The 15,147-nt window shown below is 33.7% G+C and carries 7 protein-coding genes and 1 pseudogene; 3 read left to right on the top strand and 5 right to left on the bottom strand.

Going from position 1 to position 15,147, the window contains the following annotated elements; genetic code table 11:
- Nucleotides 1–1,236, top strand: a complete 1,236-nt coding sequence (gene nusA / locus IGB25_RS05975; RefSeq protein ID WP_211066584.1) for a transcription termination factor NusA — start codon at nt 1–3, stop codon at nt 1,234–1,236.
- A 58-nt stretch (nt 1,237–1,294) separates the two neighbouring features.
- Entirely contained in the window at nt 1,295–4,000 is a 2,706-nt protein-coding gene (gene infB / locus IGB25_RS05970) for a translation initiation factor IF-2 (protein WP_211066583.1), read from the top strand.
- Nucleotides 4,001–4,149: 149 nt separating this feature from the next.
- Here infB and IGB25_RS05965 read toward each other — a convergent pair whose 3' ends face one another.
- From IGB25_RS05965 to gldJ, 5 genes and pseudogenes are all read right to left on the bottom strand, one after another.
- The gene (locus tag IGB25_RS05965) at nt 4,150–5,610 is read right to left on the bottom strand and encodes a magnesium chelatase (protein WP_211066582.1); all 1,461 of its coding nucleotides are present in this window, start codon (nt 5,608–5,610) and stop codon (nt 4,150–4,152) included.
- A 1-nt stretch (nt 5,611) separates the two neighbouring features.
- Nucleotides 5,612–6,733, bottom strand: a complete 1,122-nt coding sequence (locus IGB25_RS05960; RefSeq protein ID WP_211066581.1) for a VWA domain-containing protein — start codon at nt 6,731–6,733, stop codon at nt 5,612–5,614.
- A 66-nt stretch (nt 6,734–6,799) separates the two neighbouring features.
- Nucleotides 6,800–8,125 carry an MATE family efflux transporter gene (locus tag IGB25_RS05955; RefSeq protein WP_211066580.1) on the bottom strand — a complete coding sequence of 442 codons (1,326 nt, stop codon included), beginning with the start codon at nt 8,123–8,125 and terminating at the stop codon, nt 6,800–6,802.
- Between the two features lies 1 nt (nt 8,126).
- Nucleotides 8,127–9,401, bottom strand: coding sequence for a UDP-N-acetylmuramoyl-tripeptide--D-alanyl-D-alanine ligase (gene murF, locus IGB25_RS05950; RefSeq protein WP_211066579.1), 1,275 nt, complete (start codon nt 9,399–9,401; stop codon nt 8,127–8,129).
- Nucleotides 9,402–9,476: 75 nt separating this feature from the next.
- A pseudogene (gldJ, locus tag IGB25_RS05945) lies at nt 9,477–11,132 on the bottom strand (gliding motility lipoprotein GldJ).
- Nucleotides 11,133–11,295: 163 nt separating this feature from the next.
- Here gldJ and porU point away from each other — a divergent pair.
- Nucleotides 11,296–15,135, top strand: coding sequence for a type IX secretion system sortase PorU (gene porU / locus IGB25_RS05940; RefSeq protein ID WP_211066578.1), 3,840 nt, complete (start codon nt 11,296–11,298; stop codon nt 15,133–15,135).
- Nucleotides 15,136–15,147 lie beyond the last annotated feature (12 nt).

The following is a 15,147-nucleotide window of genomic DNA, read 5'->3' as shown; positions in this document are numbered from 1 at the left end:
ATGGAAAATATTGATTTAATCAATTCGTTTTCAGAATTTAAAGATGATAAATTAATCGACCGTGTTACCTTAATGGGCATTCTTGAAGATGTATTTAGAAATGCACTAAAAAGAAAATACGGTGAAGATGACAACTTTGACATTATTATAAACCCAGACAAAGGTGATTTAGAAATATGGAGAAACAGAATTGTTGTTAACGACGGTGAAGTAGAAAATGAAAATCAAGAAATATCACTTTCAGATGCTCGAAAAATAGAACCCGACTTTGAAGTTGGAGAAGATGTTTCTGAAGAAGTTAAATTAGCCCATTTAGGACGACGTGCTATATTGGCATTAAGACAAAATTTGATTTCCAAAATTCACGAACACGATAGCACCAATACCTTTAAATATTTTGAAGACCTTATCGGTGAAATTTATACCGCAGAAGTGCATCACGTGAGAAGAAATATGGTTATCCTTCTTGACGATGATGGCAATGAACTAATTATTCCTAAAGAACACCAAATCCCTTCTGATTTTTACAGAAAAGGAGATAGCGTTAGAGGCGTGATTGAAAAAGTTGAACTCAAAGGGAATAAACCCATTATTGTGCTATCAAGAACATCTCCTAAGTTCTTAGAAAAACTTTTTGAACAAGAAATTCCAGAAGTTTTTGACGGTCTAATTACAGTAAAAGCCGCCGTTAGAATTCCTGGTGAAAAAGCCAAGGTTGCCGTAGATACCTATGATGATAGAATAGATCCCGTTGGTGCTTGTGTTGGCATGAAAGGCTCAAGAATACACGGTATTGTGAGAGAACTTGGCAACGAAAATATTGACGTTATTAATTATACAGACAATATTCATTTGTATATAACTCGAGCATTAAGCCCTGCAAAAGTCATGAACGTTAAGATTGATGAAGATAAAAAAATAGCAGAAGTTACCTTAAAACCAGAAGAAGTTTCTAAAGCTATTGGTCGTGGTGGACACAATATCAGATTAGCAGTACGATTGACTGGATATGAAATTGAAGTTTTTAGAGACGGCGTAGAAGATGAAGATGTGGAATTGACTGAATTTTCTGATGAAATTGAAGATTGGGTCATTCAAGAATTCATAAAAATAGGATTAGATACAGCAAAAAGCATTTTAGAACAATCTGTTGAGGATTTAGTTAGACGAACAGACTTAGAAGAAGAAACTGTTTCTAATGTAGTAAAAATATTAAAAGAAGAGTTTGAAGATTAAGTATTTTAAATTAATCTTTGTATAATAGACAAGACAAAAGAATTTAGTAAACTCATTTATGGCTGAAGTCAAAAAAATTAGATTAAATAAAGTATTAAGAGAATTTAATGTTTCTTTAGATAGGGTTGTAGATTTCTTAAAATCAAAAGGTTATGAAATTGATGCAAGACCTACTACCAAAATATCTGATGAAATATATAACGTCTTATATGAAGAATTTGAAACGGATAAATCTAAACGAGTAGAATCCAAAGAAGTCAGCGAAGAGCTGAAAAAAGAAAAAGAAATGCTTCGTTTAGCCCGTGAAAAAGAACTTCAGCGAAAAAAAGAAAAAGAAGAAAAAGAACAGCTTGAAAAAGAACAACGTGAAAAAGAGCAAAAAGCGTTAGAAGAACAAAAAGTCGCAGAACAAAAAGAAAAAGACCAAGAAAGATTAAGAAGAGCTAAACTTTCTGGTCCTAAAACAGTAGGTAAAATTGATTTGGACAAGGATAAACCTAAGCCTAAAAAAAGTGCAACGGCAGACGATAAGAAATCTGCTGAAAACAAGAAAGATTCAAAAGAAAGTCAGAAACCAACACAGGCCAAACCAGATAAAACTTCTGATAACGAAGAGCTGAAAATAGAAAAACTTGAGACTAAATACACTAAACTTAAAGGCTTAAATGTAACAGGCGAAAAAATTGATCTTGATAAATTTAAAGAAAAGCCTAAGAAAAAAGACAACAAAAAAGCTTCTGATAATTCTAAGAAACGAAGAAGACGCAGAATTACCAAAAGTGACAATAAACCAAATTTTGACAAACGCAAAAGCTCTAAAGGAAATAGACCTAAACGCGTTACTAAAGAAGAACCTACAGAGGAAGAAGTACAAAAGCAAATAAAAGAAACTTTAGAAAAACTTCAAGGCAAATCCAAGAAAGGAAAAGGCGGTGCAAAATACAGAAAAGAAAAAAGAGAACAGCATCGTCAAAAATCACAACACGAACTCGATCAGCAAGAAAAAGACAGCAAAATACTCAAAGTTACTGAATTTGTTACCGTAAATGAAGTCGCAACTATGATGGGCGTTTCGGTAACCGAAATTATCTCTGCTTGTATGTCTCTCGGTATGATGGTAACGATGAATCAACGTCTTGATGCTGAAACACTCACCATTGTAGCAGAAGAATTTGGCTATGATGTAGAATTTGTAGATAGTGAAGAAGATAACAATATAGAACCCGAACAAGTCGATAAAGAAGAAGACCTTGAGCCAAGAGCACCTATCGTTACAGTTATGGGACATGTTGACCACGGTAAAACTTCTTTGTTAGATCATATTAGAGAAGAAAATGTAATTGCTGGTGAAAGTGGTGGAATCACTCAACATATTGGAGCTTATAGTGTTGAGCTTAATTCTAAACAAAAAATCACATTTTTAGACACACCTGGTCACGAAGCATTTACCGCTATGCGTGCAAGAGGTGCTAAAGTAACCGATATTGCTATTATCGTAATAGCAAGAGATGACGATGTGATGCCACAAACTAAAGAAGCTATTTCACATGCTCAAGTCATGGGAGTGCCAATTATTTTTGCTATAAACAAAGTAGATTTACCGACAGCAAATCCAGAAAAAATTAAAGAATCTCTCGCCAATATGAATTTATTGGTTGAAGATTGGGGTGGAAGCATTCAATCTCATGATATTTCTGCTAAAGCAGGTGATGGCGTTGAAGATTTACTCGAAAAAGTACTTCTTGAAGCCGAGTTACTTGACCTAAAAGCTAATCCTAATAGACTAGCTCAAGGTACTGTTGTTGAAGCTTTCCTTGATAAAGGTAGAGGTTATGTCTCTACGGTTTTGGTGCAAACAGGAACTTTAAAAGTAGGAGATTATATTTTAGCTGGAACAACTTCTGGTAAAATTAAAGCTATGCAAGACGAGCGTGGCAACAAAGTTAAAGAAGCTGGACCTTCTACACCGGTTTCTGTACTTGGTTTAGATGGTGCTCCACAAGCAGGCGACACTTTTAAAGTAATGGAAGATGAAAGAGAAGCTAAAGAAATTGCCTCAAAACGAACTCAACTTTTACGAGAACAAAGTGTAAGAACTCAAAAACACATCACCCTTGATGAAATTGGTCGAAGAATAGCTCTTGGCGATTTCCAAGAACTCAATGTTATCCTAAAAGCGGATGTAGATGGTTCTGTTGAAGCCTTGTCTGATAGTTTACAAAAATTATCTACAGACGAAATTCAAGTCAATATTATCCATAAAGGCGTTGGAGCCATTACCGAAAGTGACGTCTTGCTCGCTTCTGCATCTGATGCGGTTATCATTGGCTTTAATGTCAGACCAGCGGGTTCAGCGGGCAATCTTGCTGATAAAGAAGAAATAGACATCAGAACCTATTCTATTATTTATGATGCTATAAATGATATTAAAGATGCTATGGAAGGCATGCTCTCACCTGAACTCAAAGAAGAAGTTACTGGTACTGCAGAAATCAGAGAAACCTTCAAGATTTCTAAAGTCGGAACCATTGCAGGTTGTATGGTAACTTCTGGTAAAGTATATAGAAAATCTAACATCAGACTTATTCGAGATGGCATTGTGATTCACACAGGTGAATTGGCAACTTTAAAACGTTTTAAAGATGATGTTAGAGAAGTTTCTAAAGGTTACGATTGCGGTATGCAAATCAAAAATTATAACGATATCAAAATAGGCGATATCATTGAAGCTTTTCAGGAAGTAGAGGTTAAGAAAACGCTTTAAAATAGAATTATACTATTTCAGAACCCATCAGAATCTGAAATGAGTTCTGATTGACAATATTTAATAGACCTCACAGGTTTCTAAAACCTGTGAGGTCTAAAATTATTTAGGGTTCGGCAATTATTGGAATTTTGAGATTGTTTTTTGCTTTATATCCCTTTTATAAAATCTCCAAACAAATCTTCAAATTGATTGCCTTGGTCAAAACGATGCTTGCTTAATTTTTTGTGAATGGTTAAAGCCCATAATACCATTTCCATATAAAAATATAAATCAGAGTCTTGTAGATTTTTAATATATTTTTGAACAAAGAGCTTTAATGGTTTTACTTTTGATAATTTCTCTTGATACAAGCTATCAGGGCTATCGTCTAAAATTTCTAAACCTTCATTTTCGGTAAACCACTTAATAATATCTTGGTATGGTTTTTTGTCTTCGTCTTTTTCAAGCTTTTTAATTTCAGGAAAATACACATTATAAAGGCGTAATATAGCGGTGTCAATTAAACCTTGAGCAACATATTCTACGCCTTCTTGCTCGCCTTCATAGAGCAATTCTACTTTACCTGTTATGGCTGGTAAAATACCATTAAAATCAGCAAGTCTGATGTGAGTTTCTTTTTCATCGTTAATCATAGCTCGTCTTTCGGCTGTGCTGACCAGATTTTCGTAAGCACTGATGCTCAATCTTGCACTGATACCACTTTTGACATCTATATATTCACTTTTTCTAGCCTCAAAACTGATTTGTTCTAATAATAATTTTGCAATTTCAGAAACATGAATGTGATTTTGATTTTCTGAAATGTTGATTTCCTGTTGGGTAATATCTTTGGCTATCTCAATATTTTTAGGATAATGGGTCAATATTTGCGAACCAATTCTATCTTTTAATGGTGTGACAATACTGCCTCTATTGGTATAATCTTCTGGATTGGCTGTAAATACAAATTGAATTTCCATCGGAAACCTAAACTTAAACCCTCTGATTTGCAAATCGCCTTCTTGCAAAATATTAAATAAAGCCACTTGAATTCTGGCTTGTAAATCTGGTAATTCATTGATGACAAATATACAACGGTTTGCACGTGGTATCATTCCAAAGTGAATCACGCGGTCGTCAGCGTAGCTCAGTTTTAGGTTAGCTGCTTTGATAGGGTCAATATCGCCAATTAAGTCGGCTACGCTAACATCTGGTGTGGTCAATTTTTCAGAAAACCTATCCTTGCGATGAAGCCATTCAATTGGAGTATCATCTTTGTGTTTTTCAATAATTTCTTGTGCATATCTTGAGATTGGCTGTAATGGATCATCGTTGATTTCTGAACCTTTAACAACTGGAATAAACTCATCTAATAAACCGATCAATTTACGAGCAATCATAGTTTTGGCTTGACCTCGTAACCCTAAAAGATTGATATTGTGTTTTGATAATATGGCACGTTCAACTTGTGGAATTACAGTGTTTTCATAACCAATTATGCCTTCAAAACTATTGACATTATTTTTTATATTTTTGATTAAGTTATTTCTCAATTCATCTTTTACAGATTGAGATTTGTAGCCTTTAGATTTAAGTTCACCTAAGGTTTTGATATTTTGTATATTCATATTATTGTGTTCGTTTATTTCTATTTTGTTCGTAATCTCTAAAAACCAATTCACCCAAACCTTTAAGTCCAGAATAGAAAGCTTTACCTTTATTTGATTTTGTAAACTGATCGACAAATTGTTGTAAATAAGGGTCAGAAGTAATCATAAAGGTGGTGATTGGGATATTGAGTTTTCTGGCTTGAGTCGCCATATTATAGCATTTTCCTGTAATAAATGGGTCAAGACCAGCACTGTTTTTATAATAGGTGCCATCGGCCATTTTTAAGCAACTGGGCTTACCATCGGTAATCATAAAGATTTGTTTGTTGGCTTGGCGTTTGCGTCTGAGCAAATCCATTGACAGTTGAAGTCCAGCTACAGTGTTGGTGTGATAAGGACCAACATTGAGATAAGGTAAATCTTTTATTTTTATATAGTACGCATCATTCCCAAAAACAATGATGTCCAAAGAATCTTTTGGATATCTTGTGGTGATTAGTTCTGCGAGTGCCATAGCCACTTTTTTGGCAGGAGTAATGCGATCTTCACCATATAAAATCATACTGTGGCTGATGTCTATCATCAAAACTGTACTCATTTGTGTGCGGTGATAGCTATCTTGAACCACCAAATCTTCTTCAGTGAGATTGAAGTTTGACAATCCTTGTCTGGATTGTGCGTTTTTAAAACTTTCTGTAAGTGAAATTCTATCTAAAGCATCACCAAATTCGTAAGCTCTCAAATCGCCTGAAGGTTCTCCGTGAAGACCTTTGATGTGAGTTTGATGTTGACCCGAAGCACTTTTTTTAAGTTTACCAAATATTTGTTCGAGTGCTCTTTTTCTAATAGCTTGTTCTGTTTTGTCAGTTATAGAAATTTTATTTCCACCATTGGGTTTTATTTCTTCTTTGATGTAACCTTTTTTCTTTAAATCTTCTATAAAATCATCTATGGTGTAATCATCGGTTGTGAGATTATATTCTTTGTCTAAGGCTTTGAGCCAATCAATGGCTTCATCAAAATCACCAGAAGTGTAAGTGATGAGTTCTTTAAAAATATCGAATAATTTTTCAAATATCGATACATCTTCATCCTTGTATGCTTCAAATCTGTAACCGCTTTGTTTAAGTTTAAAATTCATATCACTAAAATAAAAGAATTCTATGGAAAGTGCTTATAAGCATTTGTTAAACTGTTGATAAATCCGTTAAGCTTGGTCTAAATATGATATTCTAAATTTAAAAATCAAGGTCAAACTTCTAATAAGCATCCATACAAAAAACGCAATCCAGATGGCGTAGAGTTTTAGTCCAAAGTAATCAGCTATGAGTAGAGTAGGGATAAAGCCTAAAAATGTTGCGATAATTAGAATATTTCTTAAAAACTTGGCTTCACCGAGACCTTTAAAAATACCATCAAAAACAAAGGCTAAAGCATTCACAAGTTGCATCAACAAAACCACCCAAAACACTTGATAAAACAAACTTAACACCTCTTGGTCTTTGTTGAATATGAGTCCGATAGGTTGATATAAAATACTGCAAATCAAAATCAGAAAACCCGCAACGACAATGGCATATTTTGAAATATCAATGCTTAAATACCATAAAGATTTGTAGTTTTTTTCGCCGAGTAATTTACCGCCAATAGCATTTCCAGCATTAGCAAATCCATCTATAAAGAAGGAGAAAAACAACCAAATATTCATCAAAATACTTTGAGCGGCGATATAATTATTGCCGTATCCTGTGGCATAAGCATTGGCAACATAAATGGCTACATTTAATGAAAGAGTTCTTAAAAATAAATTCAAACTCATTTTGATTAAAGGTTTGAGCAAAGGATTAATTTTAAAACTCAACTTAAGATGAAACGGTGTCTTTTTAAAAAAATAGTACAAAGCCATAATCAGCATAACTAATTGAGCAAATAAACTTGCTATAGCAAGACCAGCGAGATGAAAACCTTCAAAAACTCCATCAATACCATATACCAAAATATAGGTTAAAACCACATTCACTGCACCACCAGTTAAGCTACAACGCATAGCCCAAGAGGTGTTTTGTAAACCTCTAAACACGCCAAAAATAGCAAAAGTGACCAAGGTTAAAGGAAAGCCTAAAGCCCTGATGCGGTAATAAGATTTGGCATAGCTAAGAATTAAACCATCGGCTTGATATAATTTAAAAATATATTCTGCAAGTAGAGCTGTGATGGCGTAAATCAATAAACTCAACAGAAAATTTAAAGCAATGGTTTGCGGTACAAGCGTTTTTACTGCGTGTAGTCTTTTGGCTCCGAGATGTTGAGAAACCAAGGCAGAGATAGCGGTTTTGGTTTGAGCTAAAATCCAAATAATAGCACTTAAAAATGAACCGACCAAACCAACTGTCGCAAGAGCTTCAACTGGATTTTTTTCAACGTTACCTATAATAGCAATATCTGTTAGCGAAATAAGTGGCTCAGCTATACCTGCTATGATAGCTGGAATAGCAATTTTATTGATGTCTTTAAGGCTAACTTTTGATGCCATTTTACAAAATATCGTGTAAGCGTTCTAAAGCCATACCACGAGAAGCTTTGATAAGAATGTGAGCTTTTTTTATGGGGTGTTTATGTAAATTTTGTTTTAAATTATCAAAGTTTTTAAACACTTCAAATTTATCAGAATCTAATGCTTCGTTAAAAATTTCACCACAGAATATCACTCTGTCGATATTGAGATCAGTAGCAAGCTTTGCTATATGCTGATGTTCTTCGAGTTGATTTTTACCCAACTCAAACATATCACCGAGAATAGCAACTTTATAGTCAGATTGGTAAGCGTCAAAACTTTTGAGAGCTACTTCCATACTTGAAGGGTTGGCGTTGTAAGCGTCTGAGATTAGAGTGTTGTAAGAAGTGATTTTAATTTGAGAGCGATTGTCTTTGGCTTCAAAATTTTGAATGGCACTTTTAATTTTTAAAACTGGCACATCAAAATAATAGCCAATTCCAACCGCTATGACAATATTTTTGAAGTTGTATTCGCCAATTAATTTTGATTTAACACTAACACCTTCAAATTCAAGTTCTACAAAGGGATTAGCCGATTTAAAATAAATATTTAAGTCAGCGTGTTTAGCTTCGCCAAAACTATATATTTTTGCATTTCTGAGTTTCATCATTTGTTTTTTATCATCTGCATTGACGAAAACTAATTTTTTATGTTTTTTTAAAAAATCGTAGAGTTCACTTTTCCCTTTAATCACACCTTTTACACCGCCAAAACCTTCGAGATGAGCTTTGCCAAAATTGGTGATATAACCAAAATCGGGCTTTGCAATTTCAGATAAAAATGCAATTTCTTTTTTATGATTAGCACCCATTTCTATAATACCAATTTCAGTATTTTCGTTTAATTTTAAAAGGCTTAGAGGCACACCGATATGGTTGTTTAAGTTACCTTCAGTTGATTGTACATTAAATTTTTGTTCTAATACAGCATGAATCAGTCTTTTGGTGGTTGTTTTGCCATTGCTACCCGTTATGCCAATAATAGGAATTTGAAGAAAATCTCTATGAAAACTGGCCAAATCTTGAAGGGTTTTTAAAGAGTTGCTAACTTTAATTTTATGGGTCATATCTTTAAAGTCTTCATCGACTATGGCTTTTAATGCTCCTTTTTTAAGTGCTTCATCAGCATACTTATTCCCATTAAAATTGTGACCTTTTAATGCAACAAAAATTTCTTTAGGTTTTATTTGTCTGGTATCTGTGCAAATGCCATTGCTACTGAGATAGAGTTGATGAAGTTGTTTTAAATTCATGTTTAATAAATTGTAATCATAAAAAAAGCCCTAACTCAAAATTAGGGCTTTTTTTTATTTTAAAACTTAATATTATTAGTTTCTAGTTTTTTGGTTAAGCAAAGGTGTTGAGCCAGACATAGACATAGCATTTCTAAACCCAATATAGTCTGTTGACATATCTTGAGGATAAAATCGTCTTTGGGCAGGATCTAACCAATAGGCTCTATCTCTCCAAGAACCACCTTTTATAACACGTATTTTGTTGTTGATAAGCGTAGTTCTGTTGTCGCTTTTGTCATATTCTCTAATGAGTTTTGTTGAATCAGCTTCAATTTTGTGTTTAGGTGAATTATACATTCTTTGGTCATCGGTTAATTCATTAGCTAAACCAAAATATCTTGACGACTGTTTGTCACCATCTCTAAAATCTATATTATCAGCTCTGTTAAACTGAGTTCTTAGATAAGTTTCTTTATCATCAATTGGTTCTTTTTTGATTTAACCTGGAAGACTTCTATAAACAATTTTCCCATCGCTTAAAGTATCGTATTGCACTTCGTTAGGATTTAAAATTTCAACGGTGCCATCTTCATTGATTACATATTTTGTATAAACATTACCTCTAAAATAATTGAAATCATTAAATTCATTATCAATTTTTGGTCTGTAAACATCAGCGACCCATTCTGCAACATTACCAGCCATATCATATAATCCGAAATCATTTGGTTCATAAGATTTTATAGGTGCGGTGTAAGAGGCATTATCGTCGCTCCAACCTGCAATTCCGCCATAATCACCAGCTCCTTGCTTAAAGTTAGCTTTTTGGTCTCCAATTGTTCTTTTGTTACCAGAACGGGTGTATTTTCCATCCCATGGATATTTTTTCTTTCCTCTATATGAATTGTATTCTCTTACAGACGATAGACCAAGTGCGACAAACTCCCATTCTGCTTCTGTAGGTAATCTGTATTCTGCTGGTAGCAATACACCATCTTTTTTATTGACGAACTTTCCGCTTGTGCTATCTCTTTTTAATTTGTTTTGAGAAACTTTACCTCCTGTAAGGATTTCTTCATTACCACCATAGGCTTTTGTAGGAGCAGCAAGATAAGTTTCAGTAGAAAATGCTGGTACAGTATCGCTAATACTGTAGGTAATATCTTTTTTTGTATAGCCTTCTTCATCAAGTCTTCTTTCATTTACTCTATTTGTTCGCCATTCACTAAATTCTGTAGCTTGTATCCAATTTACACCAACCACTGGATATTTAGCATAAGATGGATGCCGGAGATAGTTCTTAACCATACTCTCGTTAAAACCAAGAGGATTTCTCCAAACTAATGTGTCTGGAAGAGCTCCTGAGTAGATGTTTTTATAATTTTGATTTGTAGGAGGAAATTTAGACTTTAACCAATACAAATACTGAAGATACATATTGTTGGTAACTTCAGTTTCGTCCATATAAAAAGATTGAACATGTTGTTGGGTTGGAATATTATTCCACTCGTGCATCACATCATCTCGAACTTGTCCCATAGTAAAAGTTCCACCTTTGATAGCTATAAGACCTGGACCAGGCGTATCGTCAACAAAGTCTTTAATAAACTTAGGTCCGCCTTTGCGACCAGTTATATCAACACCTGTAGCTCTTGATGTTTTGTCATAATTTCTTGTATTATTACATGAAATCAACAAAACACATAAGCACACAGAAATCATCAATCGAATTTTCTTTAAATCTGTCATATTTCTATAAAATTTCTAAAATAGGTTCGCAATATAATAATTAACGACGTATTAACAACAATATTTTATGCATTTAAGTTTTGAATAAAAAAAAACTTTACACATTAATAATACTACCTTTGATATATTTGCGTTTATGCTTTACACAAGGTTTAAATTGACTATGAAATTTAAATATTTATTGATTTTCTTTTTTAGTTCGACCTCTTTATTATTGGCTCAAAACAAAAGCTTCACTATCAATTGGTCACAAAAGAAAAACATATCTACACAACAAGATAAAACTATTCTTGTTTCAGCTTTTGATGACAAATATTTTTCATACGATTATCGAGAAAAAAAAATAATCTATTCCAGAACTTTAACCGGCTTGCCTAACGCTAATTATCAACTTTCAGATCTCCAATTTGAAACAGTGGATTCTCGATCTCTTGATCGCGTAGAAGCTTTTCAAAAAGAATTTGCATACGATCTAAATCTTTCTAAAGCCAGAGGTCAAAACACCATAACAATAAGCTTTAATCCTTATTTAAAGGAAAATGGTGTGGTAAAACGATTGGTATCTTATCAACTCGATATAAGCCAAAACAGAACTATCTCAAGTATAGCATCAAATATAGAATCAAATAGCATAAATGTTCAAAATTCTATTTTGGAACAAGGTAATTGGTTTAAATTTTATGTTGATAAAACTGGAGTTTATAAGCTAAGTCATAATTTTTTGTCTCAATTGGGGTTAGACTTGAATAATGCAAGTTCAGATGCGATTAAGATTTACAGTCACGGCGGAGCTATGTTGCCACTTCTCAATTCAGAAAATGAATACTATGATCCGCCTCAATTACCGATTCAAGTTTTTGACGGCGGTGATGGACGTTTTGATTCTGGTGATTTTATTTTAATGTATGCTGAATCAACCCAGGTTTGGAATGAAGAAAGTCAAACCCATATTAACGCTTATGCCGATAAAGCTTATTATTATGTAACTTTAAACAATGAAACTCCAAATCGCGTTCAGCCTCAACAAAGTTTGTCTGGCAATCCCGATGAAATCATCAACGAATTTGATGAATTTCAATTTCACGAAGTTGATGAAACAAGCTTGTCCTTAGTTGGAAGGCGTTGGTTTGGTGATAGATTTGATATTGAAACAGAAAAAGAATTTGGCTTTGAATTTAAAAACCTCATAACTTCAAAGCCTTTAAGATATGATATAAAGTTTGGTGCTATTTCTGAAGTTCAAAGTAGTTTTTCAATTTCAATAAATGGAAATGAAGTAAACACCATTAATATTAGCCCAGTAGGTGACGACTTGCCTTCAAATGGTAATGACATAATCAGTCAAACTAATGTCAACTCTGACTCTGTAACTGTAAAATTAACCTACAATAAAAATGGCAATCCAGCGACAAGAGGTTTTTTGGATTATATAAGATTAAGAGCTAAGAGAGAATTAAGAGCTGACAATGAGCAATTTCAATTTCAAAATCTAGAAATAAGCCCTAATGCCAATGTGATACAATATAATTTAGTTAATGCATCAAACATCTCCCAAGTCTGGAAAATCAATGGCTTGACAGATATTTCAACATACCAAAATACAGATGCAAACGAAAATTTTTCTTATGTAACTTCACATGATCAAAATTCTAAATTTATAGCGATTTCACCGGATGATTATTTTCAACCTTTGATTGATGAATCTAATAAAATTGTCAATAACCAAAATTTAAAAGGAACTATTTTTGATGATAATCAAGGTAATTTTCAAGATGTAGATTACATTATTATTGCTAGAAATGATTTTCTCTCTCACGCCAACCGACTTGCAAACTTTAGACGAAACCAAAATGGACTCAACGTAAAAGTCGTTGATTTGCAATCAATTTATACTGAATTTTCTTCAGGAAAACCAGATATTGTTGCCATAAGAAATTTTCTTAAATATGTTTACGATAATGCATCATCTCAAGAAAATAGACTAAAATATTTATGCTTGATAGGAGATGCATCAGTTGATTATAAAAACAGATTGCAAGGCAATAACAATATCTTGCCTACTTTTCAAAGTTACAACAGCTTTGCAACCACGGTATCTTCATTTATGTCTGATGATTTCTACACTATGATGGATGCTAACGAAGGCGATATGAATTCTGCTAACAAAATGGATTTTGCCGTTGGAAGAATTGTTGTAGATACCCAGCAACAAGCAAGAGAAGCTATTGACAAAATTATGGATTATGAAACTAGACCTTCTTATGATAATTGGCGAAACAACTTTATATTAGTGTCTGATGATGTTGATCAAAATTGGGAATATGCGACTATTGAAGTTAATCTCGATAATTTGGGTGATGAAATTTCAGAAAATAAACCCAACATTAATGTCAAAAAAATACATAGTGATGCTTTTCAACAACAGTCTTCTGCTGGTGGCGATCGCTATCCTAAAGTCAATCTTGCAATTTCAGATCAAGTTGAAGTAGGAGCAACTGTTTTAAACTATTTTGGTCACGGTGGTGAAGATGGTTTGGCACAAGAGCGAATTGTTACTCAATCCAACGTTGAGTCTTGGCAAAACCCTAATCGCTATAATGTATTTTTAACGGTAACATGTGAGTTTACCAGATTTGATAATCCTTTAAGAATAACGGCTGGCGAACTTTCTTATCGCAATCCGCAAGGTGGTCCAGTAAGTATGATTAGCACAACACGAGCCATTTCTGTCAGTGATGGTGTAAGTTTTAATCGAGAATTGGCACCATTTTTATTTGATTATGATGAAAACAGAATCTCTGTTGGTGAAGCTGTAAGATTGGCTAAAAATATTTTAGGAACAAACGGACGCCGAATTGTATTTTACATTGGCGATCCCGCTTTACATATACCATTTCCAAAACCGAATGTGCGTTTAACCCATATAAATGATACGCCTTTGAACCAATTTACTGACACTTTAAAAGCTCTAAGTCAAAATAAATTTTCAGGTGAAATTGTCGATGACGGCGGTAATATAATATCCAACTATAATGGTGTTGTTTCTACAACTTTATTTGACAAGCGTATTCAACGCTCTACTCTAGCAAATGACAACACCACAAACTCGCAAGGAGAGCTTTTGATAATGGATTTTACAACCTTAGGCGAAGTTCTTTTTAGTGGTCAAGCCAGTGTAAATAACGGTAAATTTGATATTGAATTTGTATTACCTAAAGATACTCAAATTCCTGTAGGAAACGGAAGAGTAAGTTTTTATGCCTTGAGAAACAATGTGCTAGAAGATCAATCTGGATATAGTAACGATATCTTAATTGGTGATATCAACGAAAATGCACCCGAAGATAACCAAGGGCCACAAATTCAATTGTTTATGAATGATGAGTCTTTTGTTGATGGAGAAATTACTGACAATGCTCCGTTTTTGATATCTAAACTACAAGATGAAAATGGTATCAACACCGCTGGTGGTATAGGTCATGATATCATTGCTTATTTGGATGGCGACGAATCTAACCCCATGGTGCTCAATGAATTTTACAAAGCTGATGTTGATGATTTTACTTCAGGAGAAGTTGTTTATAAACTCAGAGATTTAGAAGATGGGTCGCATACCTTAAGCTTTAAAGCTTGGGATGTTTACAACAATTCATCAACTGCCGATATTCAATTTAGAGTTGCTTCTTCTGATGGGTTAGATATTACCAGAGTTTTAAATTATCCAAATCCATTTGTCAATTATACTGAATTTTGGTTTCATCACAACCAACCTTTTGTGCCTTTAAATGTTCAAGTTCAGGTATTTACAGTTACAGGAAAAGTTGTTTGGACACACAATGAAACCATTACAACCGATAGTTTTCTTGCCCGAGAAATCACATGGGATGGACGTGATGATTTTGGAGACCAAATTGGTAAAGGGGTTTATGTTTATAAATTGACGGTTGAATCGCCTAATATCAATAAAAAAGTAGAAAAATTTGAAAAACTCGTTAAGCTATAGCTACATAATTAT

It is taken from the genome of Flavobacterium sp. CS20 (assembly GCF_018080005.1).
In the GTDB taxonomy this organism is placed as follows: Bacteria; Bacteroidota; Bacteroidia; order Flavobacteriales; family Flavobacteriaceae; genus Psychroflexus.
Note: the sequence above shows the minus strand (reverse complement) of the source record. Positions and strands in the feature narration are given on the sequence as shown.